Annotated in this window: 23 protein-coding genes; 14 read left to right on the forward strand and 9 right to left on the reverse strand. The window is 67.9% G+C overall.

Annotation, left to right across the window (positions count from 1 at the left end):
* The first annotated feature begins 69 nt into the window (after positions 1-69).
* Positions 70-711, forward strand: a complete 642-nt coding sequence (locus ACILRJ_RS00065; RefSeq protein ID WP_395679092.1) for a DUF4124 domain-containing protein — start codon at positions 70-72, stop codon at positions 709-711.
* A gap of 22 nt (positions 712-733) precedes the next feature.
* Here the strand turns inward: ACILRJ_RS00065 and ACILRJ_RS00070 are convergent, their stop codons facing one another.
* Both ACILRJ_RS00070 and ACILRJ_RS00075 read right to left on the reverse strand, forming a co-directional pair.
* Positions 734-1,231: a methylated-DNA--[protein]-cysteine S-methyltransferase gene (locus ACILRJ_RS00070; protein ID WP_395679094.1), complete on the reverse strand. Its 498-nt coding sequence runs from the start codon at positions 1,229-1,231 to the stop codon at positions 734-736.
* 10 nt (positions 1,232-1,241) lie between these two features.
* Positions 1,242-2,705 carry an AlkA N-terminal domain-containing protein gene (locus ACILRJ_RS00075; RefSeq protein WP_395679096.1) on the reverse strand — a complete coding sequence of 488 codons (1,464 nt, stop codon included), beginning with the start codon at positions 2,703-2,705 and terminating at the stop codon, positions 1,242-1,244.
* Positions 2,706-2,798: 93 nt separating this feature from the next.
* Here ACILRJ_RS00075 and ACILRJ_RS00080 point away from each other — a divergent pair, with 93 nt between their 5' ends.
* Both ACILRJ_RS00080 and ACILRJ_RS00085 read left to right on the forward strand, forming a co-directional pair.
* Positions 2,799-3,065, forward strand: a complete 267-nt coding sequence (locus ACILRJ_RS00080) for a hypothetical protein (RefSeq protein ID WP_395679098.1) — start codon at positions 2,799-2,801, stop codon at positions 3,063-3,065.
* Positions 3,066-3,115: 50 nt separating this feature from the next.
* Positions 3,116-3,610, forward strand: coding sequence for a hypothetical protein (locus ACILRJ_RS00085; RefSeq protein ID WP_395679100.1), 495 nt, complete (start codon positions 3,116-3,118; stop codon positions 3,608-3,610).
* On the opposite strand, the gene ACILRJ_RS00090 is transcribed toward ACILRJ_RS00085, so the two are convergent.
* Positions 3,598-4,377 carry an SDR family oxidoreductase gene (locus ACILRJ_RS00090; RefSeq protein WP_395679102.1) on the reverse strand — a complete coding sequence of 260 codons (780 nt, stop codon included), beginning with the start codon at positions 4,375-4,377 and terminating at the stop codon, positions 3,598-3,600. The genes ACILRJ_RS00085 and ACILRJ_RS00090 overlap by 13 nt on opposite strands.
* 73 nt (positions 4,378-4,450) lie before the next feature.
* Here ACILRJ_RS00090 and ACILRJ_RS00095 point away from each other — a divergent pair, with 73 nt between their 5' ends.
* From ACILRJ_RS00095 to ACILRJ_RS00125, 7 genes are all read left to right on the forward strand, one after another.
* Positions 4,451-4,705, forward strand: a complete 255-nt coding sequence (locus tag ACILRJ_RS00095; protein WP_395679104.1) for a hypothetical protein — start codon at positions 4,451-4,453, stop codon at positions 4,703-4,705.
* Positions 4,706-4,897: 192 nt separating this feature from the next.
* Positions 4,898-6,730, forward strand: a complete 1,833-nt coding sequence (locus tag ACILRJ_RS00100; protein ID WP_395679107.1) for an FAD-dependent oxidoreductase — start codon at positions 4,898-4,900, stop codon at positions 6,728-6,730.
* Positions 6,727-8,562: a 2-oxoacid:acceptor oxidoreductase subunit alpha gene (locus ACILRJ_RS00105; RefSeq protein ID WP_395679109.1), complete on the forward strand. Its 1,836-nt coding sequence runs from the start codon at positions 6,727-6,729 to the stop codon at positions 8,560-8,562. Before ACILRJ_RS00100 ends, ACILRJ_RS00105 begins: the two co-directional genes overlap by 4 nt.
* Complete coding sequence (locus ACILRJ_RS00110; protein ID WP_395679111.1) at positions 8,563-8,841, forward strand: hypothetical protein; 279 nt, start codon at positions 8,563-8,565, stop codon at positions 8,839-8,841. It abuts the gene before it with no gap.
* Positions 8,842-8,852: 11 nt separating this feature from the next.
* Entirely contained in the window at positions 8,853-9,371 is a 519-nt protein-coding gene (locus ACILRJ_RS00115; RefSeq protein WP_395679113.1) for a hypothetical protein, read from the forward strand.
* A complete protein-coding gene (locus ACILRJ_RS00120) occupies positions 9,364-9,864 on the forward strand; it encodes a hypothetical protein (protein WP_395679115.1) in 501 nt (166 codons plus the stop codon). The genes ACILRJ_RS00115 and ACILRJ_RS00120 overlap by 8 nt, the downstream gene beginning before the upstream one ends.
* A complete protein-coding gene (locus ACILRJ_RS00125; protein WP_395679117.1) occupies positions 9,861-10,916 on the forward strand; it encodes a 2-oxoacid:ferredoxin oxidoreductase subunit beta in 1,056 nt (351 codons plus the stop codon). The genes ACILRJ_RS00120 and ACILRJ_RS00125 overlap by 4 nt, the downstream gene beginning before the upstream one ends.
* 129 nt (positions 10,917-11,045) lie before the next feature.
* On the opposite strand, the gene sppA is transcribed toward ACILRJ_RS00125, so the two are convergent.
* Together sppA and ACILRJ_RS00135 are read right to left on the reverse strand one after the other, a co-directional pair.
* Complete coding sequence (gene sppA, locus ACILRJ_RS00130; protein ID WP_395679119.1) at positions 11,046-12,893, reverse strand: signal peptide peptidase SppA; 1,848 nt, start codon at positions 12,891-12,893, stop codon at positions 11,046-11,048.
* Between the two features lie 144 nt (positions 12,894-13,037).
* Positions 13,038-14,402, reverse strand: coding sequence for an MATE family efflux transporter (locus tag ACILRJ_RS00135; protein WP_395679121.1), 1,365 nt, complete (start codon positions 14,400-14,402; stop codon positions 13,038-13,040).
* Between the two features lie 144 nt (positions 14,403-14,546).
* On the opposite strand from ACILRJ_RS00135, the gene ACILRJ_RS00140 reads away from it, so the two are divergent.
* Complete coding sequence (locus ACILRJ_RS00140) at positions 14,547-15,809, forward strand: DUF3667 domain-containing protein (protein ID WP_395679123.1); 1,263 nt, start codon at positions 14,547-14,549, stop codon at positions 15,807-15,809.
* Between the two features lie 68 nt (positions 15,810-15,877).
* Here ACILRJ_RS00140 and ACILRJ_RS00145 read toward each other — a convergent pair whose 3' ends face one another.
* The 3 genes from ACILRJ_RS00145 to ACILRJ_RS00155 are packed head-to-tail and all read right to left on the reverse strand — an operon-like array spanning position 15,878 to position 17,572.
* Positions 15,878-16,633: a DUF3106 domain-containing protein gene (locus ACILRJ_RS00145; protein ID WP_395679125.1), complete on the reverse strand. Its 756-nt coding sequence runs from the start codon at positions 16,631-16,633 to the stop codon at positions 15,878-15,880.
* A complete protein-coding gene (locus tag ACILRJ_RS00150) occupies positions 16,620-16,976 on the reverse strand; it encodes a hypothetical protein (RefSeq protein ID WP_395679127.1) in 357 nt (118 codons plus the stop codon). The genes ACILRJ_RS00145 and ACILRJ_RS00150 overlap by 14 nt, the downstream gene beginning before the upstream one ends.
* Positions 16,973-17,572 (reverse strand): RNA polymerase sigma factor, encoded by a 600-nt coding sequence (locus ACILRJ_RS00155; RefSeq protein ID WP_395679129.1) that lies wholly within the window; start codon positions 17,570-17,572, stop codon positions 16,973-16,975. Before ACILRJ_RS00155 ends, ACILRJ_RS00150 begins: the two co-directional genes overlap by 4 nt.
* A 482-nt stretch (positions 17,573-18,054) precedes the next feature.
* On the opposite strand from ACILRJ_RS00155, the gene ACILRJ_RS00160 reads away from it, so the two are divergent.
* The 3 genes from ACILRJ_RS00160 to ACILRJ_RS00170 all read left to right on the forward strand — a co-directional run bounded on the left by ACILRJ_RS00160 (position 18,055) and on the right by ACILRJ_RS00170 (position 23,562).
* Positions 18,055-20,220: a primosomal protein N' gene (locus ACILRJ_RS00160; protein WP_395679131.1), complete on the forward strand. Its 2,166-nt coding sequence runs from the start codon at positions 18,055-18,057 to the stop codon at positions 20,218-20,220.
* 81 nt (positions 20,221-20,301) lie between these two features.
* Complete coding sequence (locus ACILRJ_RS00165; RefSeq protein ID WP_395679133.1) at positions 20,302-22,212, forward strand: ABC transporter ATP-binding protein; 1,911 nt, start codon at positions 20,302-20,304, stop codon at positions 22,210-22,212.
* 72 nt (positions 22,213-22,284) lie between these two features.
* On the forward strand, positions 22,285-23,562 hold the full coding sequence (locus ACILRJ_RS00170; protein WP_395679135.1) for a choice-of-anchor Q domain-containing protein: 1,278 nt from the start codon (positions 22,285-22,287) through the stop codon (positions 23,560-23,562).
* Between the two features lie 349 nt (positions 23,563-23,911).
* Here ACILRJ_RS00170 and rpoH read toward each other — a convergent pair whose 3' ends face one another.
* Positions 23,912-24,772 carry an RNA polymerase sigma factor RpoH gene (gene rpoH / locus ACILRJ_RS00175; RefSeq protein ID WP_395679137.1) on the reverse strand — a complete coding sequence of 287 codons (861 nt, stop codon included), beginning with the start codon at positions 24,770-24,772 and terminating at the stop codon, positions 23,912-23,914.
* Between the last annotated feature and the right edge of the window lie 127 nt (positions 24,773-24,899).

The raw sequence follows: 24,899 nt of genomic DNA on the forward strand, positions 1-24,899 counted from the left end.
CGCGACGCCGGCGCGCCCCCTGTGCAACGATTCGACCCGCGCCGCTCGAAGCGGTTTAGGATGGCGCCCATGCACCATGCGCCGATCCTGTTTGCCGCCCTGCTCGCCGCGCCGATGGCGTCGGCAACCGACATCTTCCGCTGCACCGATGCGAACGGCGCGACCTACCAGGACACGCCCTGCGCGCCGGGCTTCACGCAAACGGTCACGCACTACGCGGATCCGCCACCGCCACCGCCTGCACCGGCGCCACTCCCTGCGGACGACACGATTCCGACCACGGTCGACGCAGCGCCCGCACCGGCGCCCGCGCCGCAGGTCGCGGCGCCGGATTTCTACCTGTGCACCGCGACCGACGGCAGCCGCTACATCAGCGAGGATGGCGTCGGCCGGCGCAGCGCAGTGCCGTTCGCAATGGTTTCCGGCAACCGCCAGACCCTCTCGCAGGCGTACGGCGGCCCGAACGGGATCGGCGTCTCCGCGCCCGAACTGCAGAATCGCCCGACCATTCCCGCCAGCAAGGACCCGCTCGGCGCAAGCTACGTCTGGGTCGTCGACGAATGCCGCCACGCCGCCGCCGACGAAGCCTGCGCCTACCTGCGCAATGAACTCGACAAGGTCACCGGCAAGCTGCGCCGCGCATTCAGCGACACCGAAGCACAGCTGAAACGGGAACAGGCGACGCTGCGCGAGCGCATGGGCGGGTGCTGAGGAGGTCGCGGCTGCGCGACGACTACGACAACGCGAACGTCGCGCGCGGCGCGTGGCGACGCTCGTGCGCGAGCAGCCACTGCTTGGTCGGCAGCCCGCCGCCGAACCCGGTCAGCTTGCCGTTCGCGCCGATCACGCGATGGCACGGCACGATGATCGGCAGCGGATTCGCGCCGTTCGCGGCACCGACCGCGCGGCTCGCAGAGGGGTCGCCGACGCGCCGCGCGAGTTCGCCGTAGCTGATCGTCTCGCCGTACGGGATCTGCACGAGTTCGTCCCACACGTTCTTGCGGAAATCGGTGCCTTCGGCCGCGAGCGGCACATCGAACAGGTGCAGTTCGCCGGCGAAGTACGCCTCGAGCTGTTCGACGACGGCAGCGAGGCGAGCGCGTCCGCGCCACCAGTCCGGACCGATGCGCTTGCCCTGGTCGCCCCGTTCGAATTCGACGTAGCGCAGCCCGCGCTCGTCCGCCGCGAGCAGCAGCCGACCGATCGGGGTTTCCAGATAGTCGTATTCCATCGTCTGCACCTCACGAACCACGCCACAGCAGCATCACTGCATACGCGCGCCACGGCCGCCAATCCTCGCTGACCGCTTCCAGTTCGCGCGTGCTCAACGTGCGCCCCTGCCCTGCCGTGCGCCGAAGGATCAGATCCGCCGCGGGGAATGCATCCGGCTGCGCGAGTGCGCGCATCGCGATGTAGTGCGCGGTCCACGCGCCGATGCCAGGCAGGGCGACGAGGTCGCGTTCGAATTCCGCGAGCGACTGTTCCGCACGAAAGCCGATGCGGCCTTCGAGCACCGCCGCGGCGAGCCCACGGATCGTCGACGCGCGCGCACGCGTGATGCCGAGCTGTTCAAGTGGCGCATCGACGAGGCGTTCGGGCGTCGGGAACAACGCGCTCAGTCCGGCCGCTGCACCGCCCGCGTACGGCGTGCCGTGGGTCGCCGCGACGCGCGCAGCGAGCGTGCGTGCGGCCGCGACGCTGACCTGCTGGCCGAGCACCGCGCGGACCGCAAGTTCGAATCCGTCCCATGCGCCCGGCAGGCGCTGGCCCGGCCAGCGGCGGACCAGTGGCTTCAGCAAGGCACTGTCGCGCAGCGCGAGTTCGAGCGCGCGCGGATCCGCGTCGACGTCGAACATGCGCTTGACGCGCGCCGCGATCGTGCCGAGCGCGCTGCTCGATGGATGATGCACGCGCAGTGCGAGCGCGTCGTCGCCATCGATCGCGCTGACCGCGAACCAGCCCGGCACGCCATCGACGACGATGCTGCGCCGGTAGCCCGAGGCATCGACGGATTCGACCCCGGGAATCGTGCGCCGCCCGTAGAACTCGAGCAGGTGCGCGAAATCGTACGGAACCCGGTACGGCAGGCGCAGCACGAGCTCGTTCGCCGCGCCATCGCCGCTGCGGCCACGACGGAGCTCGCGCGGCGGCTTGCCGTACGTCGCGACGAACGCCGCATTGAAACGACGCACGCTCGCATAGCCGGACGCCTCCGCGATGCGCGATATCGGCAGCGCCGTTTCGCTCAGCAACTGCTTCGCGAACAGCAGGCGGCGCGTCGCCGCGACATCGAGCGGGCTCGCACCGAGCTCTTGCGCGAACACGCGGCGCAAGTGGCGCTCGCCGACGCCGACGCGCGCCGCGAGTTCGGGCAGCGAGCCTTCGTCGAGCGCGCCCTGTTCGATCAGTCGCAACGCGCCGCCGACCAGTTCGCTCTTCGCGCGGTGCAGAGGCGAACCCGGCGCCGCTTCCGGCCGGCAGCGCAGGCACGGCCGGAATCCGGCGGCCGACGCCGCGGCGGCGCTGTCGTAGTAGCGGATGTTCTTCACGCGCGGCGACGGCGCCGGGCAGACCGGCCGGCAGTAGATCCCGGTCGACGTCACCGCGATGTAGAACAGCCCGTCGAAGCGCGCGTCGCGGGTCAGGCGCGCCTGGTCGCAGACACGCGGATCGAGGGACGTGGTGGGCACGGCGGCAGCTTGCATGCGACCATGCTAGCGCAGCCGGAAGGCTTCGACTCGCCGTTTTCGGCTGCCGATGTCCGGCGCACGAACGGCGGTCAACGAGGACGCGACGTCATGGGCGACTTTGGTTGGACACTTTCAGTGACGATCGTCGCGGCCGCACTCGTCGCAGCCGTCTGCAACGCGCTCGTGCGCGACACGATCGCGGCGGTCGCGCTGTCGATCGCCTGCTCGTCCGCGTTGTGGTGGTATCTCGCCGCGCGCAAGGATCCGTTCTGGGTGATTGCGACGTTCGTGTTCGTGCCGATCATCGTCGGCGTATCGATCTTCATGGGCATGCTCGGTCGCGCTGCCCGCCGCGCGACCGACACCGAATGCTGACGTCTTCCATTGGAGCATGCCCGAACGCATCCACTCAGAATCCGTACTGCATGAACCCCTTCACTCGCCAGGTAGAAAAAATGCGATTTCCAATCCACTGGGTACTTGTGCTGATCCTGGCCGGATGTTCCGCGAGTTCGAGACCCGCATTTCGCGTCGAGCCGAATTATCGGTTTACGTTCGGACCAGAACGCGAGCTGCCCGTCGGGGCGATCCTGAGGTTCTCGTTCACAGGCATGAAGCCTTCCGAGACGTTCCTCGTCAACCGATGCGGAACGCCTTGCAACACGTCGAAGGTCGTCGCGTCCGTGAGCGGAGCGGAACCAGCTGAAGGAGACTTCCAGTTGCGTATCCGTGAATCCGGGGAGTACTACCTTTGGATACAAAAGAAGCTCGACAACGGCGAGACCGGCCCTGTCTCCATCGACAAGCTGCAGAGTTCCGACAAGACATTTTCCGCCGTATTCAGCGGTGGAACGGTAGTCACTGGCGCGATGGAGCTCCTGCCGGACAGCAGCCAAGGCCGCGCTGCTCAGAATCCATAACGGAGGAACCCGCCATCGACCGCGATGCATTCGCCGGTCACGTAGCTCGATGCCGGAAGGCACAGGAACGCGACCGCGCCGGCGACCTCTTCCGGTTCGCCGATGCGGCCGATCGGCGTGCGCAACAGCACGTCGTCGAGGTAGTCGGGATCGGCGAGCGGACCTTCCGTGCGTTGCGTGCGGATGTACCACGGCGCGACCGCGTTGACGCGGATGCCGTCCTCGGCCCATTCGCAGGCGAGGTTGCGCGTGAGCTGGTGCAATGCCGCCTTCGTGAAACCATACGGCGCGCCGGTGCGCACGTGGGTCAGGCCCGACACCGAGCCGACGTTCACGATCGCCGCGTTGCCGTGCTCGGCCAGATGCGCGTGCGCGAGGCGGCACATCTCGAATGCGCTCAGCACGTTCGTCTCGACCAGCGCACGGACTTCTTCGAGCGAATAGTCGAGCACCGGCTTCGACACGTTGCCGCCGACGTTGTTGACGAGCAGCGACAATTCGACGTCGAGGTCGGCGATCCAGTCGAACACTTCCAGGCGCTGTTCCTGGCTCGCGAGGTCCGCATCGCAGACAAGGATCTCGCGATCGGGGAACTCCTCGGTCAGTTCGCCGCGCACCTGCTCGAGGTGGATTTCGTCGCGCGCAACCAGCAACAGGTCCGCGCCGAGCGCAGCAAGTTCGCGCGCGCACGCAAGGCCGATACCCTTGCTCGCACCGGTGACGAGCGCGGTACGGCCGTCGAGCCGCCAGCGTGACGGGTTCGTCATGGCGATGTCCTCCTGCTTGTCCGCTCAGTGCCTGCGGCGCAGACTGTAACGGATCGACCTGCCGGAGTTCGCCATGATCCGCACTGCCGCACTTGCCGTCGCCGTACTCGCCCTCGCCGCGTGCGGCGGCACGCCCTCAGACTCGCAGGCGGACGCGGACAAGGCGGCCGCGGACCGCGCCGCCGAGCAGGCGGCCGCGAAGAAGCAGAAGACCGTGTTCGACGACCAGCTCAAGGCGCTCGACAAGGCGAAGGGCGTCGAAAAGCAACTGCAGGACGACAAGGAAAAGCGCGACGAGGAATTGCAGAAGCAGGAAAACGGCGGCTGAGCCTTCTTGCTCGTGTGGGAGCGGCGGAAGCCGCGATGCTCTTTTGGTCCCGACCGGCAGGACGCATCGCGGCTTCCGCCGCTCCCACAGCCGGCGCAGGCGACGCATGGTGCGGCGCGCTTTGCACCCCGGCGGCACAAGGTCTAGTCTCGCGGCGTAGCCATCACTGTGCGTTCCAGCAAGGGGCCAGTAGTGCAGCCAACCGATACGCGTGATCCCGCCTATTTCCACAAGGTTGTCGACTGCCAATGGGCCTGCCCGGCCCACACCCCGGTCCCCGAATACATCCGCCTGATCGCTGCCGGACGTTATTCCGACGCCTATCTCGTCAACTGGAAATCGAACGTGTTCCCGGGAATCCTCGGGCGCACCTGCGATCGTCCGTGCGAACCGGCGTGCCGGCGCAGCCGGGTCGAGGAGAGCGCCGGCGGCAAGCCGGAACCGGTCGCGATCTGCCGCCTCAAGCGCGTCGCGGCCGACCTCAAGGACGACATCCGCGATCGGCTGCCGCGACCGGCGACGACGAAGAATGGCAAACGCATCGCCTGCATCGGTGCCGGTCCCGCCTCGCTGACCGTCGCGCGCGACCTCGCGCCGCTCGGCTATTCGGTCACGGTGATCGAGGCCGATGCGAAGGCCGGCGGCTTCATGCGCACCCAGGTACCGCGCTTCCGCCTGCCCGAGGAAGTCATCGACGAGGAGACCGGCTACATCCTCGGCCTCGGTGTCGAGTTCATCGGCGGTCGGCGCATCGATTCGCTGAAAGGCCTGCTCGCCGAAAGCTACGATGCGGTGTTCGTCGGCTGCGGTGCACCGCGCGGGCGCGACCTCGACCTGCCCGGTCGCGCCGAATGCGCGGCGAACATCCACGTCGGCATCGACTGGCTCGCCTCGGTGTATTTCGGCCACGTCGAGAAGGTCGGCAGGCGCGTGATCGTGCTCGGCGGCGGCAACACCGCGATGGACTGTTGCCGTTCCGCGCGCCGGCTCGGCGGCGACGAGGTCAAGGTCATCGTGCGCTCCGGCTTCGACGAGATGAAGGCGTCGCCGTGGGAGAAGGAGGACGCGATGCACGAAGGCATCCCGATCCTCGACTACCGCGTGCCGAAGAGTTTCGTGCACGAGAACGGTCGCCTGACCGGAATGACGTTCGAGAAGGTGCGCGCCGAGCGTGACGCGAAGGGCCGGCGCACGCTCGTGCCGACCGGCGAGCCGGACGAACTGCACGCATGCGACGAGGTGCTGATCGCGGTCGGCCAGGAAAACGCGTTCCCGTGGATCGAGCGCGACATCGGCATCGCGTTCGACGAGCAGTGGGACATGCCGGTGGTCGACAAGACGACGTTCCAGTCGACCCTGCCGCACGTGCTGTTCGGCGGCGATGCGGCGTTCGGGCCGAAGAACATCATCTGGGCGGTCGCCCACGGCCACGAGGCGGCGCTGTCGATCGACAAACTGCTCGGCGGCGGCGACGTGCGCGAGCGGCCGCTGCCGATGGTCGAGATGATCTCGCAGAAGATGGGCATCCACGAGTGGAGCTACGACAACGACATCTCGCCGGACGAACGCTACAAGGTGCCATGGGCGGATGCGTCGAAGACGCTGAAGAGCATCAAACTCGAGGTCGAACTCGGCTTCGACGCGGAAACCGCGTGGAAGGAAACCCAGCGCTGCCTCAACTGCGACGTGCAGACCGTGTTCTCCGACAAGCAGTGCATCGAGTGCGACGCCTGCGTCGACATCTGCCCGATGGACTGCATCACGTTCACCGCGAACGGCGACGAAGCGGACCTGCGCCAGCGGCTGTCCGCGCAGGCGCTGAACACGAGCCAGGACCTGTACGTCTCGGGCACGCTGAAGACCGGGCGCATCATGGCCAAGGACGAGGACGTCTGCCTGCATTGCGGCCTGTGCGCCGAGCGCTGCCCGACCGGCGCGTGGGACATGCAGAAGTTCCTGCTCGAGATGACGCATGCGGGACCCGCATGCAGCGGCGCCGCCGCCGGCAAGGAGAAGGCCGCATGAAGGCGATCAGCGCGACCAACGACTTCGTCATCAAGTTCGCGAACGTGAACGGTTCCGGCTCGGCCTCGGCGAACGAACTGTTCGCGAAGGCGATCCTGCGCATGGGCGTGCCGGTCAGCCCGCGCAACATCTTCCCGTCGAACATCCAGGGCCTGCCGACCTGGTACGAGGTGCGCGTCAACGAGCACGGCTGGCTCGGCCGGCGCGGCGGCGTCGACCTGATGGTCGCGATGAATCCGCAGACCTGGGATGCCGACGTCAAGGAAATCGAGCCGGGCGGCTACCTGCTGTACGACTCGACGCGGCCGCTGCCGAAGTCGAAGTTCCGCGACGACATCCACGTCATCGGCATCCCGCTGACCGAAATGTGCAACCGCGCCTGGACCGACGCGCGCCAGCGCCAGCTGTTCAAGAACATCATGTACGTCGGCGCGCTGTCGCTGCTGCTCGACATCGACGTCGACATCATCGAGCGCCTGCTCGGCGAGCAGTACAAGGGCAAGGAGAAGCTGCTCGACGCGAACAAGCAGGCGTTGCACCTCGGTAGGGATTATGTGCGCGATCACGTCGCGCACCCGCTTGGGCTACGCGTGAGGCACTCCGACCGCGTCGGTGACAAGATCTTCGTCGACGGCAACGTCGCCGCCGCGCTCGGCTGCGTGTACGGTGGCGCGACGGTGTGCGCGTGGTATCCGATCACGCCGTCGTCCTCGCTCGCCGAGGCGTTCCAGAAATACTGCATGAAGTACCGCGTCGATCCCGCGACCGGCACGAACCGCTTCGCGATCGTGCAGGCCGAGGACGAGATCGCCTCGATCGGCATGGTCGTCGGCGCCGGCTGGAACGGCGCGCGCGCATTCACGACCACGTCGGGCCCTGGCGTGTCACTGATGACCGAGTTCATCGGCCTCGCCTACTTCGCCGAGATCCCGGTCACGATCATCGACGTGCAGCGCGGCGGTCCGTCGACCGGCATGCCGACGCGCACGCAGCAGGCCGACCTCATCTCGTGCGCGTACGCTTCGCACGGCGACACCAAGCATGTGCTGCTGTTCCCCGAGGACCCGCACGAGTGCTTCACGTTCTCGGCCGATGCGCTCGACCTCGCCGACCGCCTGCAGACGCCGGTGTTCGTCATGACCGACCTCGACATCGGCATGAACCAGCGCCTGTGCGCACCGTTCGCCTGGGACGACGCGCGCGTGTACGACCGCGGCAAGGTCATGACCGCGGAGGAACTCGAGGCCGGCAGGGACTTCGGCCGCTACAAGGACGTCGACGGCGACGGCATCCCGTACCGCACCTATCCCGGCACGCATCCGGACAAGGGCGCGTATTTCACGCGCGGCACCTCGCGCGATCCGTACGCGCGCTATTCGGAACGCGGCCCAGACTACCTCTACAACATGGAACGCCTGCTCAAGAAGTTCGACACCGCCAAGGCGCTGGTGCCGCAACCGCTGCTGCGCAAGGCGACGCAACCGACCACGCTCGGCGCGATCCATTTCGGTTCGACCGCGCCGGCGATGGACGAGGCAATCGAAGCGCTCGAACGCAACGGCGTGCACCTCGACACCCTGCGCATCCGCGCGTTCCCGTTCGCCGATTCGGTCGCCGACTTCATATCCGCGCACGAGCGCGTGTTCGTGGTCGAGCAGAACCGCGATGCGCAGCTGCGTTCGATGCTCGTCAACGAATTCGGCATGGATCCGGCGCGGCTGGTGCCGGTGCTGCACTACGACGGCACGCCGATCACCGCGCGCTTCATCACGCGCACGATCGAGCAGCAGGTCGGCGCGGCGCGCCAGCGCGAAGCGGACAAGGTGGCCTGAATGAACGCACTCTCGCCCGCGTTGCAGTCGCTGTTCTCGGTCGTGATGGCGCTGATGCTGATCCTTGCGCTCGCCCTGCTGTGGCGGCGCGACCGCTCGGTCTGGCTGCTCGTCGCGCTGGCCGCGGAAACGATTGGACTGGTGTTCCGGATCGTGCTCACCGTCATCCCCGACGTCATCCGCACGGCGCCGATGCTGTTCTCCGTGTGGACCCTTACCGCCCTCGCGTTCGCGCTCGGCCTGCTCGGCTACGCGATCGAGGCGAGCGCAAAGCGCTGATCATGCAATTCATGCGCGCCATCCACCCCGCCGTCGCATTCGGCATCGCGTTTGCGCTGTCGGCGACGCCGCCTTCGTCGCAGGCCGCGTCCAGGCGCAGCGTGAGCGACGCGGCGCTCGCCGCCGCCGCACGTTCGGCGCGCGTCGCCGACGTCGACTACGCGCGTGGCGAGTGCGGCGACGAGCGCAGCGTCCAAGCATGGCTCGACGACGCGGTCGGCGACACCGCGCGCATCACTTGGCGCGGCGGAGCATGCGTGCTCGCCAATCCGGACAACCCGATCGACGCCGGTTCGGACTGGTGCGGCGGCGCGACGATCGTGCCGAAGAAGGATCCGAAGCACCCGGCGCGCATCGAGGTCTATTTCGAGAAGCCGGTCGACGGCAAGCCGGGCAAGGCGTACGCGTTCCGCGCCGAGAACCACGACGTCGACGGCCTCGACTACAAGCGCGACACGCGCTCGTTCGAGATCGGCTACGGCCAGCGTTTCGTCGACGGCTATGCGATGCCGGAGGACGACTGTGACTGAGCGCGCGCCACCTGCGTCGTGGCTACTGGTCGTCGCCTTGCTCGCGACGACGGCGGCGGCGCAAGACCGCTATGCAGGCGTGTGGACGATCGCGCGCGGCGATCCCGCGCCCTGGGTCGGCGCCGAAGGTTCCGTGGATCCCGCCGAGGTGAAGCGCCTCGTCGGCCAGCACGTGGCGTTCGAGGCGAAGCGCATCCACGGCCCGGATCCGCTCGCCTGCAGCAGCCCGCGCTACGAGCTGACGGACGTCCCTGCCGAAGGCCTGTTCCAGGGCGGACTCGCCGAGTACGGCGACCCGGCGATCGGCGCCGACGCACTCGCGACGCGCGTCGGTTTCGCGAAACGCCCGATTGCGACGCTCGCGACCGGCTGCGAAGGCGCGATCGATTTCCACGCCACTGGCGACGACGAGTTGCTGTTCGCACTCGACAATGTGATCTACCGCCTGCACCGCGACGCCGCACACGCGACGCCGCCGAGGAAGACGCCGTGACCTACATCGCCAAGCCCAAGCTGCACCACCCGACCCTCGGCTGCAACGCGATCGGCTTCACGCGCCGCGACTACGAAGGCAAGATCTCGACGCTGTGCGCCGGCTGCGGCCACGACTCGATTTCCGCGGCGATCATCCACGCCTGCTGGGAACTCGCGATCGAGCCGCACCGCATCGCCAAGCTCAGCGGCATCGGCTGCAGCTCGAAGACGCCGGACTACTTCCTCGGCCAGTCGCACGGCTTCAACACCGTGCACGGGCGCATGCCGTCGGTGCTGACCGGCGCGAACCTCGCGAACCGCGAGCTCATCTATCTTGGCGTGTCCGGCGACGGCGACTCCGCCTCGATCGGCATGGGCCAGTTCGTGCACGCGATCCGTCGCGGCGTGAACATGGTCTACATCGTCGAGAACAACGGCGTGTACGGCCTGACCAAGGGCCAGTTCTCGGCGACCGCCGACCAGGGCTCGATGTCGAAGAAGGGCGTCGCCAACACCGATGCGCCGATCGACCTCGTCGGCCTCGCCATGCAGCTCGGCGCGAGCTTCGTCGCACGCGGCTTCTCCGGCGACAAGCAGCAGCTGGTGCCGATCATCAAGGCCGCGATCGCGCACCGCGGTGCCGCATTCATCGACGTGATCAGCCCGTGCGTCGCGTTCAACAACCACGCCGGCAGCACCAAGAGCTACGAGTACGTGCGCGAGCACAACGACGCAGTCAACCGCCTCGACTTCATCGAACCGCGCGCCGAGATCGTCGCCGACGTCGCGCCCGGCGACATCGTCGAAGTCGAGCAGCACGACGGCAGCGTGTTGCGCCTGCGCAAGCTCGACGCGAGCCACGACCCGACCGACCGCGTCGGTGCGATGAACTACGTCAACGCGCACCAGGCGAAGGGCGAAGTCGTGACCGGCCTGCTCTACGTCGACAGCGCCGCGCACGACCTGCACGGCCACCTCAACACGGTTGCGACGCCGTTCAACACGCTCGGTGCGAAGGAGCTGTGCCCGGGCATGGCGACGCTCGACAAGATCAACGCATCGCTGCGCTGAGATGGAACTCGCGGACTGGTTCGCGACACCCGCGACGCTGCCCGACGGCTATCCGCTGCCGCGCGCCGACGCGAATGGCTGCGCATTGCGCGGCGCACGCATCGCGGGCACTCCCTCAGAGCTACACGCTCAGTGCAGTTCGCAGAAGCAATGCGCGAACGCGCCGTAGCGCTTGCCACGCAGGGATTCGATCGTAGCGGCGACCTGTTGCAGCTCGCTGCTGCTGAACATGCCCGGCGGCAGGCGGAAACCGGTCCAGCGCGCGACGCGCACCATCGCTTCGCTGTCGCTGAAACTGAGCGCGACGCGTTCCCAGGTGCTGAGCTCGCGTTCGACGTAGCGCACCGAGTAGTCGTCGCCGAGCTTCGCGCGCGACGCCGCCGCGGCGATCGCGTCGCCGAGGCCACCGAGCTTGTCGACGAGACCGCGTTCCTTGGCCTGCGCGCCGCTCCAGACGCGGCCCTGCGCGATCGCGTCGACTTGCTCGGGCGTCTTGCCGCGCGCCTGCGCGACCTTGCCGATGAATTCGCTGTAGCCGCGGCGGATCACGCTGGTGATGATCGCCTCGAGCTGCGGTGACAGCGGGCGACGGATGTCGAGCGTGCCGGCGAGCGGCGTGGTGCCGACGCCGTCGGTGTGGATGCCGAGTTTGGCGAGCGTGTCCGGCACCGTCATGATGAGGCCGAAGATGCCGATCGAACCGGTGATCGTGTTCGGTTCCGCCCAGATCTCGTCGCTCGCCATCGAGATCCAGTAGCCGCCGCTCGCGGCGACGTCGCCCATCGAGACCACCACCGGCTTGCCCGCCTCGCGCGCCTGCGCGAGTTCGCGCCGGATCAGTTCGGACGAGACCGCATCGCCACCGGGCGAATCCACGCGCAGCACGATCGCCTTGACGTTGTCGTCCTCGCGCGCCGCGCGCACCAGTTGTGCGGTCGACTTGCCGCCGATCATGCCGGGCGGACGCTCGCCGGGCACGATCTCGCCTTGGGCGACGACCACCGCGACCTGGGAGCCGAAGCGCGACAGCGATTGCGGCGCGAGCGTGGCAAGGTACGACTTGTAGTCGACCTGGCGGAAACCTTCCTTGCCTTCGGCCGCGCCGAGCGCGCGCAACTGCTCGCGCGCCTCGGCGCGCGTCGTGAGCTGGTCGACCAGTTTCTGGTCGAGCGCGAGCCTGGCAAGATCGCCCGCATGCGCGGCGACGCGTTCGTCGTAGTGCGAAATGTCGTCGCTGATCGCGGCGACGTCAAGCTTGCGCAGCGCGGCAACCTCGGCAAGGTATTCATTCCAGATGCCGCCCATCCAGTAGCCGTCCGCCTCCTTCGAGGCGTCCGAAGCCTGATTGAGGATGTACGGCTCGGCGGCGGACTTGAACGTGCCGACCTTGATCAGGTGCACCTCGACGCCGAGCTTGTCGAGCGCATCCTTGTAGTAACTGCGGTAGTTCGCGAAACCTTCAAGCAAAACCGCGCCATCCGGATCGAGCAGGATGCGGTTCGCGTGCGCGGCGATCAGGTATTCGTTCTGGCCCATGCCGCCGGACAGCGCGATGACCTCCTTGCCGGTCGCCTTGAAGCGGTCGAGCGCGGCGCCGAGTTCGCGCGCGGTGGCGAGGCCGACGCTGGCGATCTCGTCGGGGATCAGCACGATGCGCTCGATGCGCGAATCCTTTGCTGCGCTGTCGATCGCGCGCAGCAGGTCGCGCAGCTGGACCTCCGGTGATTCGTTGCCGGCAATGCTCGCGAGTGCGCGCTGGGTCGGATCGGTCGAGAACTGTTCGACGATCGCGCCGCTCGGATCGAGCACCAGTGCGGTGCGTGGCGAGATCGTCGGTCGCTTCGCCAGGAACCCGCCGAGGAACGCGAGCAGGATCAGCAGGAAGATCAGGTTGAACACGAGCCGGCGGGTGAAGTTCAGCGCGTTCCAGACGCCCTGGAAGAAGCGGCGGATCACGCCGGGTTGGTTGCTCGACATCACGGATTCCTCGCCGCGCCAACGCGCGCTGTACTGTGGATCAGCCTACCCGATATGGGCGTGCGCCGGCATGCCGCAATCGTCATGCACCGGCGGATTCGCACGCCCGGTGCGCCACTACGGATTCGTGCAACCCCGTCGCACCTAGCCGCCGAAGTCGCGGCGCGCGAGTTTCCAGAACCGCCATGACAACAGCACCGCGGCCATGCTGAGGCCGGCGATCAGTCCCATCCACATGCCGCGCGCGCCGAGGCCGTGCGGGAACGCGAGCCACCACCCGACCGGCATGCCGACGCCCCAGTACGCGAAGGTCGTGATGAGCATCGGGATGCGCGTGTCTTTGAGGCCGCGCAGCGCGCCGTTCGCGGCGACCTGGATACCGTCGGAAAACTGGAACAGGCCGGCCAGCACCAGCAGTTGCGCAGCCAGCCCGATCACCAGCGCGTCGCTGGTGTAAAGGTTCGCGATCTGGCGCGGCAACAGCAGCATCGCGCCGGCGGACAAGGTCTGCACGACAAGGGTCAGGCCGATGCCGACGCGACCCGCGTCGCGCACGCCCGGACCGTCGCCACGCCCGACCGCATGGCCGACGCGTACCGTGGTCGCCATCGCGAGACCGAGCGGCACCATGAACGCGACCGAGGCGACATTCAGCGCGACCTGATGGCTCGCGACGACATCGGTTCCGAGTGTGCCGATGATCAGCGCGACCGCGACGAACAGGCTCGCCTCCATGAACAGCGTGACGCCCATCGGCACGCCGATGCGCAACAGCTCGCGCAGCGCGGCCGGATCGGGACGCTGCCAGTGCGCGAGCAGGTGCAGGTCGCGATAGTGGCGGCTGCGCAGCACGTACAGCGCGAATGCGACCGCCTGCAGCCACAGCACGAGGGCGGTCGCGACGCCGCTGCCCTGTGCACCGAGCGCGGGCAGGCCGAGGCGCCCGTACATGAACACGTAGCCGATCGGACCGAGCAGGACCAGACCGAGCAGGCTGAAGTACATCGTCGGGCGGGTCAGGCCGATGCCTTCGCCGAGTCCACGCAGGGCGAAGAACAGCGCCAGCGCGGGCGCACCGAACGCAATCGCATGCAGGAAGCGCAACGTGTCCGGCACCAGCGCGGGATCGATGCCGATGTGCGCGATGAGCGCCGTGCCGCCGAAGTAGACCCCCAGCGCGAGGGCGAGGCCGAGCGCGAGCGCGAGCCAGATCGCCTGATGGAACAGCGGCGCGATCGCCGCGCGACGGCCGGCACCGGCGAGCTGTGCGACCGACGGCGGCAGCGCCATCATCACGCCGATCACCGCGACCAGCGCCAGCGTCCACACGCTGGCGCCGACCGCGACCGCGCCAAGCGTGTGTGCATCGAGATGGCCGGCGAGCAGCACGTCGATGAGATTCATGCCGACCGCCGAAAGCTGGCCGAGCACGAGCGGCACCGCGAGGCGCAAGGTCTCTCGCAGCTCGCGCGCAAGACGCGGCCTGTGGCGATGTAAAATGGTCGGCATCGGGGGAACCTGTGCGCGGGATGACAGTGTACTGTCCCGCAAGTACCGTCAAATGATTCCGGCGTCTTCGGAATTTCTTCGCGTTACTCACGGGACAGTACACTAGCCGAGCACGGGGCACTTCGCTCGCAACGGACCGGATCGATGAACCACGAAGGCGCGCCCGAAGACGCAGCCGAGAGCGCCGGCGAAAGTCCAGCGCCCGCACCTCCCGCCGTCGAAACTCCGGCCGCGGCGACGCCCGCGGGTGCACCGCTGCGTGCCTGCGGCAACTGCGGCGCGCCGATGCACGGGCCGTTCTGCTACGCCTGCGGCCAGCCCGAGAAGGGCATGATCCGCCACCTCGCGAGCGTGATGGCGGATGTCGCCGACACGATCTTCAACGTCGACTCGCGAATCTTCCGCAGCATCCTGCCGCTGTATTTCCGCCCCGGCTATCTCACGAACGAGTACTTCGCCGGCCGCCGCACGCGTTACGTCACGCCATTCCGGCTGTTCTTCTTCCTGTGCGTGATCTCGTTCTTCGCGATCCAGCTCAGCCTGAATTTCGACGACATCAACTTCGTCGGCGAGGGAAACAACGCAGGCATCGAGCACGCGCAGACCAAGGCCGAGGTGGAAACACGCCTGCAGGCAGGCCTGCAAGGCCTCGCCACCGCGCGCGCGGCCGCCGGCAATCGCGCCAAGGTCGCGGCGAAACTCGACAAGGCCGAGTCCGAACTGCGCCACAAGGCCGAACAGCGCCTGGCCTGGCTGGCCTGGTCGGAGAAGAAGGACGCGGCGATCGCCGCCGGCAAGGCGCCGCCGCCGGAGCCGGACGAAGGCAACGACAGCGACGAGGTCGGCGTGTTGCAGTTCGACGGCGTGCCGTGGGATCCGGTCGCGCATCCGATCGCGGTCGACTGGCTGCCCGCATTCGCGAACGTCAAGCTCAACGCGATGGCGCAGCACGCAAAGGAAAACATCGCGGCAGCGAAAAAGCATCCCGCCGATGCGCTCGCGCGCCTGTTCTCGGTGCTGCCGCAGGCGCTGTTCGTGCTGATGCCGCTGTTCGCGATCCTGCTCAAGGTCGCCTATATCTTCAAGCGACGCCTGTACATGGAACACCTGATGGTCGCGCTGCACAGCCACGCCTTCATCTTCCTGTCCCTGCTGCTGGTGGTGCTCGTGCATCTCGCGGTCGGTTGGAGCGGCAACCATGCAACGTGGGCCACTCCGGTGCTGACGCTGGTACGCGCCGCGGTATGGACCTGGATTCCGGTCTACCTGTTCCTGATGGCGAAGCGCGTCTACAAGCAGGGCTGGTTCATGACCACGTTCAAGTTCTGCCTGGTCGGGTTCTGCTACATCATGCTGCTCTCGTTCGGCATTGCCGGCGCGGCGATTGCGAGCCTGGCGATTGCCTGAGGACCTATAGGGCTGGCTGGGAGAGCAAGAGCAGCGGAGCGAGTTCCGCGCTGCACAAGCCGCGGTCGCTAAGGTTTCGGCGCGGGCAACGTGGCAATGTATTCGTGTTGCTGCGTCTCGCTCATGCCGACCAGGCGCGTGCGCAACGCAACGCGATCGGCCGCGGGCAGCGTGCGTGCGTACTGACGCAGCGTGCGGCGTTCGGGCTGCGTGAACGACTGCCACATCGCGCGCAAGGCAGCGCGCTGCTCCGGCGACGCGTCGGCGAGCAGGCCCTGCCAGGCCTCGTTGCGTCGCTGTGCATCGGCGCCCGCACGAAACGCCGCGCGCTCGCCCGGCGACATCGCCTCGTAGCGTGCACGCAACGCCGCGCGCTGCTCCGGTGGCAGCTCGCGGAAATGCCGGAACGCGTCGCGCACGCCCTCCTGCTGCTCGGGCGACATGCTGCGGAAACGCTTCCAGCGTGCGCTGGCCTCCGCGCGCTGGCCGGCATCCATCGTCGCCCAGCGCGCGATGCGCTGTTCGATGAATCCGCGCCGCAGTGGTGTGGCGGTCTGCCAGCGCGACACGACATTGCGCAGGCGCGCCTGCTGCTGGGCCGGCAGCTGGTCCCATTGCCGCTGCAACGGCGCGAGCACCTGCTGCTCGGTCGCAGCGAGGCTCGACCATTCGACGCGCGCCGGCGCGTCGGCTTGCGTCGGTGCCTGCGCCGGTCCGGCGCAGGCCGCGAGCGGGAACGCCACGCCGAACGCCAGCGCAAGCGCCAGCCGCGCGCACGCCCGGTGCACGCCGGTTCCGCGCGGCGCCGGATCAGCCTTCGTCATCGTGCTGTTGCGCATCGAGCCATGCATAGAAATCGAGGTCGTCGACCATGTCGGGATTGTCATCGTCGGCAGCCAGCGCGTCGATGGCGCCGCTGTCCTGCACCGGCAGCGCGGGCGGCGACGGCAGTTCGCGGCGCGCGATACCCACCGCGAGCACGAGCGCGACCGCGCAGGTCGTCGCAACCCCCCACCACAAATGCCGCGCGTGTCGCGGCTGGGCAAGCGCCGCCTGGCGCGCGCGATTGAGGCGTGAAAGCGTCGCCGCGTCGAGGCCGTCGGCGGATTGCTGCAACAGGGCGACGGCGCGATCCACCCACGGTTCGTCGTTGCGGGGCGTGTTCATCGGTGGTCCTCCAGTCGCGTGCGCAGGTTAGCTAGCGCGCGCGACAAATGGGTCTTGACGCTGCCCTCGCTGCAGCGCATCGCGGTCGCGGTCGCGGCGACATCGAGACCTTCCCAGAGGCGCAGCAGGAATGCCTGACGCTGGCGCAGCGGCAACTTCTGCAGCGCGGATTCGAGCGCCTGCGATGCCTCGCCGTCGGCGAGACGGGCGAGCGGGCCGGGTTCGCGCGGATCCGGCACCGCGGCGACCGGATCGTCCGCGCCTTCCTCGTCGGCACGCCCGAACCAGCCGAGCCAGCGCCCGCGCACCTGCTGGCGGCGGTGCCAGTCGTTGATGCGGCTGTCGAGCACGCGCCAGAACAGCGGCCCCCATTCGGCCGCATCGCGCGTGCCGTAGTGGCGCACGAAACCGAACATCGCGTCCTGCACCAGGTCGATGGCATCCTCGCGCTGGCGCGTGGACAGCTCCGCCATGCGTAAAGCGCGCCGCTCGACCGCGCGCAGGAAGCGCTCGATCGCCTGCGCAGCATCGACGCGCTGGGCACGGTCGTCGGTCATCGACTCGGGAATCGCCATCAGGCAGGGGGTTTGCAGCATGGTCGGTGGGGCCTTTCCACGGGCTTTCGGACCTTTCCAACGCGGCGATACGCGAATGGTTGACCGGCGCCCGTGCAAACCCCGATCGAGCCGGCTTGTCAATGGGTTGTGCACAGCTGCAAAACGCCACAAGCCCCATGCTGCGAGCGCACGCGGCGCTCCCGTCCGCGCCCCGAGGTTCGATCGCAACTATTTGAATTACAAAGCCCATTACAGATTGATTAAACTTTCACCAACACAAGCACGGCGGCTTGTTCTCGCGCTCCGCGACGCTCCAGACGGGCAGTCATCCACAGAGTTATCCACAAACCTTGTGGATAAGCATTTTTTCCCCGTGTGGGTGGCAACTTAGGCGTGGATTCTCATGGTTTCGTGAGAAACAAAGCGCAAGCTTCCGTAGCCCTGCCGATGGGACGACGAGGCCGGCTAAACTGCCTCTCGCGGCGCGCTCGTGCGCACCCTTCAGACCCCTTCCCACGCCGATGACCTCGATCCTGCGCGTCGCCCTGCCGGTGCCGCTGCACACCGTGTTCGACTACCGCGAGGGCGACACGCCCGCCGCGGTCGGCAGCCGTGTGCGGGTGCCATTCGGGCGACGGGAACGGGTCGGCATCGTCGCCGCGCGGGTCGCCGCATCCGAGCTCGACGAGGAGCGTCTCAAGCCGATCGGCGCGGTCATCGACACGGCGCCCCTGCTCGACGGGGAACTGCTCGCCACCCTGCGCTGGGCCGCGCGCTACTACCAGCACCCGCTCGGCGAGGTGCTGTTCGGGGCGATCCCTACCCGCCTGCGCAGCGTGCGTGCGTTGCCGGAGCCGGGCATCGCTGCTTTCGCGCTTGCTGCGGGCGGGCGCGCGGCACTCGCCGATCCCGCACGCCGGCACGCGCCGCGCATCGATGCCCTGCTCGCCGCGCTTGCCGGCGGGCCGCGCAGCGCGGCGCAACTCACCGCGCTCGCCGGCGCCGCAGCGCGCCGCAGCGCCCTCTCACGCGGCTGGATCGAACCCGTACGCCTGACCGGCGCACCGGCGACCGCTGGCGGCACGCCCGGGCCGGCACTGAATCCGGCGCAGCGCGACGCCGCCGCGGCGGTGATCGCTGCGCGCGGCTTCGGCGCGTTCCTGCTTGATGGCGTGACCGGCAGCGGCAAGACCGAGGTCTATCTCGAGATCATCCGCGACTGCCTCGCGCGCGACCGCCAGGCGCTCGTGCTGGTGCCGGAGATCGCACTCACGCCGCAAACCCTGCGGCGCTTCCGCGAACGCCTCGGCGTGGACGTCGCGGCCCTGCATTCGGGCCTTGGCGAAGGCGAACGTGAGCGCGCGTGGCTCGCCGCCGCGCGTGGCGAAGCACCGGTAGTGCTCGGCACCCGTTCGGCGATCTGGGTGCCGCTGGCGCGACCGGGGCTGATCGTCGTCGACGAGGAACACGACACCTCGTACAAGCAACACGAGGGTTTCCGCTACCACGCGCGCGACGTCGCGGTGGTGCGTGCGAAGGCGCTCGACGTGCCGGTCGTGCTGGGCAGCGCGACGCCTTCGCTGGAATCGCTCGCGAACGTCGCCGCTGCACGCTACCGCAGCCTGCGCCTCGACCACCGCGCCGGGCTCGCGCAGCCGCCTGCCTTGCGCGTGGTCGACTTGCGCCACCAGCGACTGCAGCATGGGCTCGCGGCACCCACGCTGGACGCGATCGCGAGCTGCGTCGCGCGCGGCGAGCAGGTGCTGGTGTTCAAGAACCGGCGCGGCTATGCGCCAGTCCTCATCTGCCACGACTGCGGCTGGAGCGCGCACTGCCCCGATTGCGAGCGCGCGTTGACCCTGCATCGCGCCGACGCGCGCCTGCGTTGCCATCACTGCGGTTTCGAGCAGCGCGTGCCGAGCGCCTGCCCGGCGTGCGGCGGGCTGGCCCTCAATGCGCTCGGCGAAGGCACCGAGCGGCTCGAGGAAGTCCTCAAGTCACGGTTCGAGGGCGTCCCGGTGGTGCGCGTCGACCGCGACACCACGCGCGGACGACGCCTGCGCGATGCGCTGCTCGACAGCCTGCCTGGCGCCGGCGCACGCATCCTCGTCGGCACCCAGATGCTCGCCAAAGGCCACGACCTGCCGCACCTGACCCTCGTCGTCGTGGTCGGCGTCGACGAGGGCCTGTACAGCATCGACTTCCGCGCCAGCGAACGCCTCGGCCAGCTGATCGTGCAAGTCGCCGGACGCGCCGGTCGCGCGGAACGACCGGGAACGGTGATCCTGCAGACACACGCGCCGGACCATCCGCTGCTCGGCGTGCTGCTCGACGGCGGGTACCGCGCGCTGGCGCAGCGCCTGCTGCAGGAACGACGTGACGCAAGCCTGCCGCCGTTCGCGCAGTTCGCACTGTTGCGCGCGGAAGCAAAGGACAAGCTCGCGCTCGAGCGCTTCCTCGTCAGCGCGACGCAGGCCGCGGCCTGCGCAGGCATCCGCGCGCACGGACCGCTTGCGGCACCGATGCCACGCCGCGCTGGCGCGGATCGCGCCCAGGTTCTGCTCGAGTCGGCCGACCGCTCGACCCTGCAAGCCTTCCTGCCCGGTTGGCTCGACGCGCTGCGCGCGCTGCCGGACGAACGCCGCCTGCGCTGGTCGATCGACGTCGATCCGGTGGATCTGTATTGAGGAAAGCCGGAGCAGGCGACGCGATGTGCGATCCTCGCGCTCCGTCCATGGCCAAGGTCAAAGATGCCGCGCCAATACAGCATGGGAGGCCGCGCCGCGCCGGGCGCGCCACCACCGTCCGGTGGCGGTCCGCGCGAACCGCCACCGCCGAAGGCTCAGCCGAAGAACCTGCGCGAGCGCTTCAGCGCCTTGCGCAACCTGCCACCGTTCCTGCACGACCTGTGGGCGACCAGTCCCACCCTGCTGACGTCGGACCTCGTGCTGCGCGTGATGCGCGCGCTGCTGCCGGTCGCGACCCTGTTCGTCGGCAAGCTGATCATCGACGAAGTGGTCGAACTGCTGCGCGGCGGCGCGATCGCCGGCTCGCTGCACGATGCGCTGGCGAGCGGCCGCTTCCATCACCTCGCGTTGTTGCTCGGATGCGAGTTCGTGCTGGCGGTGCTGTCCGACCTGTTCGGCCGGGTGGTGTCGCTGCTCGACGCACTGCTGTCGGAGAAGTACACCAATGCGACCAGCATCCGCCTGATGCAACACGCGGCCACGCTCGACCTCGAGGATTTCGAGGACAGCGAGATGCAGGATCGGCTCGAACGCGCGCGCCGGCAGGCGGTCGGGCGCAGTTCGCTCATGGGCCAGTTGTTCGGCCAGGCGCAGGATCTCGTCACCGTGGTCGCGTTCGCCGCCGGCCTGGTCGTGTACGCGCCGTGGTTGATCCTGCTGCTCGCGCTCGCACTGGTGCCCGCGTTCCTCGGCGAGGCGCATTTCAACGCGCAGAGCTATTCGCTCAACTACGCTTGGACCACCGAACGGCGCGTGCTCGACTACCTACGCCAGACCGGCGCCAGCGCCGAAACCGCGAAGGAAGTGAAGATCTTCGGCCTCAACGCATTCCTGATCGAGCGCTATCGCTCGCTGTCGGAGGGGTTCTACGCGGCGAATCGCTCGCTGGCGAAACGTCGCGCGTTGTGGGGCAGCGCGTTCGCCGCGCTCGGCACGGTCGGCTACTACGCCGCCTACGCGTTGATCACGTGGCGCACCATGCATGGCGAATTCAGCATCGGCGACCTCACGTTCCTGTCGGGATCATTCCGCCGCCTGCGCAACCTGCTGGAAAACCTGCTGATCGGATTCTCGCAGCTCGCCGGGCAGGCGCTCTATCTCGACGACCTGTATTCATTCTTCGAGGTGCAGCCCGAGATCGTGTCGCCAAAGCAACCGCGGCCGTTTCCGTCGCCGATCCGCACCGGGTTCACGTTCGACGGCGTCGGCTTCCGCTATCCCGGCGCGGAGCGCTGGGCCGTGCGCGAGCTCTCGTTCACGCTGCAGGCCGGCGAGGTGCTCGCGCTGGTCGGCGAGAACGGCGCGGGCAAGACCACGCTGGTCAAGCTGCTCGCGCGCCTTTACGACCCGGACGAAGGTCACATCCTGCTCGATGGCCACGACCTGCGCGAATACGACCTCGCCGAGTTGCGCGCCCACGTCGGCGTGATCTTCCAGGACTTCGTGCGCTATGCGCTGACCGCGGCGGAGAACATCGCGGTCGGCCGCATCGAGGCACGCGAGGATCGCGCGCGCATCGTGCACGCGGCCGAACAAAGCCTGGCGGATCCGGTCATCCGGCGCCTGCCGCACGGCTACGACCAGACAATGGGCAAGCGCTTCCGCGACGGCTCTGACCTCTCCGGCGGCGAATGGCAGAAGATCGCGATCGCGCGTGCCTACATGCGCGACGCCGACGTGCTGATCCTCGACGAACCGACCGCCGCGCTCGACGCGCGTTCGGAGTACCAGGTGTTCGAGCGTTTCAAGGAATTGTCGGCCGGCAAGACCGCGGTGCTGATCTCGCACCGCTTCTCGACCGTGCGCATGGCCGACCGCATCCTCGTGCTGGAAGGCGGCCGCATCGAGGAGATCGGCACGCACGAGGAACTGCTCGGCGCGGGACGACGCTATGCCGAGTTGTTCGAATTGCAGGCAGCGGGCTATCGCTGAAGCAAAGCCACGTGTCCGGGTCGGCGACGAAACGGCGTTTTCCTGAGCATCCCCGTGCCCGGAGATTGCGCCATGTGTCCGATGTTCCGCTGGTTTGCAGCCCTGGTTCTGCTCGTCCTCGTCGCGCCGGCGGGTGCGCCGGCGATCGCCGGCACGACGACCTGGACCTGGCCCGGCCCATCGCCCTGCAATACGACCTTGCAGGCGTGCATCAACCACGCATCGAGCGGGGAGGTCGTCGAAATCGCGAGCAACGGTCCGATTGCCGAAACGATCGAGATCTCGGGCAAGAGCCTGAACCTGCGCCCTGCGAGCGGATTCTCGCCCGTGTTTGCCGGCGCCTCGTCCAACGATGCGATCGACATTTTCGGCGGCGCCGCGCTGGTCGGGATCGTCATCCAGGGCATGACCATCCGCGACGGCAGCATCACCGCGTACCAGGGCGGCAGTGCTCCGTTCTACGCGACCATCCAGGGCAACGTCATCGAGGCCGATGGACTCGACGCCAACCGCACGGCGATTGCGGTGCGACCGTTCGGCAGCAGCCCCACCGGCGAGATGCACTTCACGGTCATCGACAACGCGATCAACCTCGGCTTCCTGCAAGGCGATGATATCGCCGCGATCGGGGTCGAGGATCTGTCCGGCCCGACCACCGGCGTCATCGCAGGCAACGCGATTCTCGGCGGTGGCACCTGGAGCACGCTGGGCGCGATCCGCCTGCGCAACAGCGGCGGCAGCGCCGAGGTGGACATCCATCACAACCGCATCGCGGCGAGTGGCTACAACGGCGGCGTCGTGCTCGTACAGGACGACGCGACCGGGACGCTGGATGCGCGCGTCGTCAACAACCTCGTGACCGGCACGATCGACATCATGGGCCCGCAACCGGGCGCGATTTCGCTGCTCGCAAGCGCCGGCAGCCTGCATGCCGACGTGCTCGGCAACACGCTCGCGGGCAACGACACCGGTTTCATCGCGACGGCCAGCGCCGGCGCGAGCCTTACCGGCACGCTCGCCAACACGCTCATCGCCGACAACAGCGTGCGCGGCGTGGTGATCGGAACATCCATCGCCGGCGGCTTCATCAACAACCACAATCTCGTGTTCGGCAATGGCGCGAACACGTTCACGCCGGGATCCGGCACGGTGCAGGCCGATCCGTTGTTCGCCGGCCCCGGCGACTTCCGCCCGCGCGGAAACTCGCCCGTGCGCGACGCCGGCAACACCGCGCTGGCCGCCGGCATCGGCACCGATCTCGACGGCGCGCCGCGAGTGTCCGGAGCGGCGGTCGACATCGGCGCGTGGGAGATCGGCGATGTGATCTTCGCGAACGGCTTCGATGCGTGATCGAAGCGCACCGGGCGTGAAGGTGTTTCGACTTCGCGGAACTCCGTTCCGCGAGGCTCAGTCAGAACGGCACATGAGGCAAGCAGGCCGAAAATTGCTCCTGCATTTTCGGCATTCGGGCCGTCCGTGGCCGTCAGCCGAAAATTGCTCCTGCATTTTCGGCATTCGGGCCGTCCGTGGCCGTCAGCCGAAAATTGCTCCTGCGTTTTCGGCATTCGGGCCGTCCCTGGCCGTCAGCCGAAAATTGCTCCTGCGTTTTCGGCATTCGGGCCGTCCCTGGCCGTCAGCCGAAAATTGCTCCTGCGTTTTCGGCATTCGGGCCGTCCCTGGCCGTCAGCAACCTTCGCGCTCAGGCCTCGAACAAGGTCCGCATCTTCTTCATCGCGTTCGATTCGATCTGGCGGATGCGTTCGGCGGAGACGCCGTATTCGTCGGCAAGCTCCTGCAACGTCGCCTTTTCGCCGTCCTTCAGCCAGCGACGCTGGATGATGTCGCGGGAACGCTGGTCGAGCTTGATCAAGCCGCGCTGCAACGTGTCGAGGCTCGACTCCTCCTCCGACTCCGCCTCGACCATCGCATATGGATCGGCCGCGTGGTCGATCAGGAACGCGGACGGCGCCGGCTTTTCGTCGTCGTCGGCATCGGTCGGCGCGTCGAATGCGACGTCGCGACCATTGAGGCGTGCTTCCATTTCGAGCACGGTCGCGGCCGGCACGCCGAGTTCGCGCGCGACGGTGTTGACCTCTTCCGAATTCATCCAGCCGAGGCGCTTCTTCGACTTGCGCAGATTGAAGAACAGCTTGCGCTGCGCCTTGGTCGTGGCGACCTTCACGATGCGCCAGTTGCGCAGGATGAACTCGTGCATCTCGGCGCGGATCCAGTGGACCGCGAAGGACACCAGGCGCACGCCGTGCTCGGGGTCGAAACGCTTGACCGCCTTCATCAGCCCGATGTTGCCTTCCTGGATCAGGTCGGCGACCTGCAGGCCGTACCCGGAATAGCCACGCGCAACATGCACGACGAAGCGCAGGTGCGAAAGCACCATCCGCTTGGCCGCGTCGAGGTCGTTGTCGCCGTTGAAGCGACGCGCGAGATCCTGCTCCTCGTCCTGCGTCAGCATCGGGATCTGGTGGACCGCATTGACGTAGGCGTCGAGGCTGCCGATCGCGACCGGCATCGGGAAGTTGCTTGCGACCAAGGTATTGCTCATGGATCTGGACTCCTCATGCTGCCGTGACTCTAGCACTCGCCTCCTTGGAGTGCTAAACCCGGCCAGAGTTCCTGGTGGCCATCCCGCCACGCCTGAATACTGAACCGAGCGGTATTGTACCCTCAAG

Source organism: Dokdonella sp. (assembly GCF_044227025.1).
Lineage (GTDB): Bacteria > Pseudomonadota > Gammaproteobacteria > Xanthomonadales > Rhodanobacteraceae > Dokdonella_A.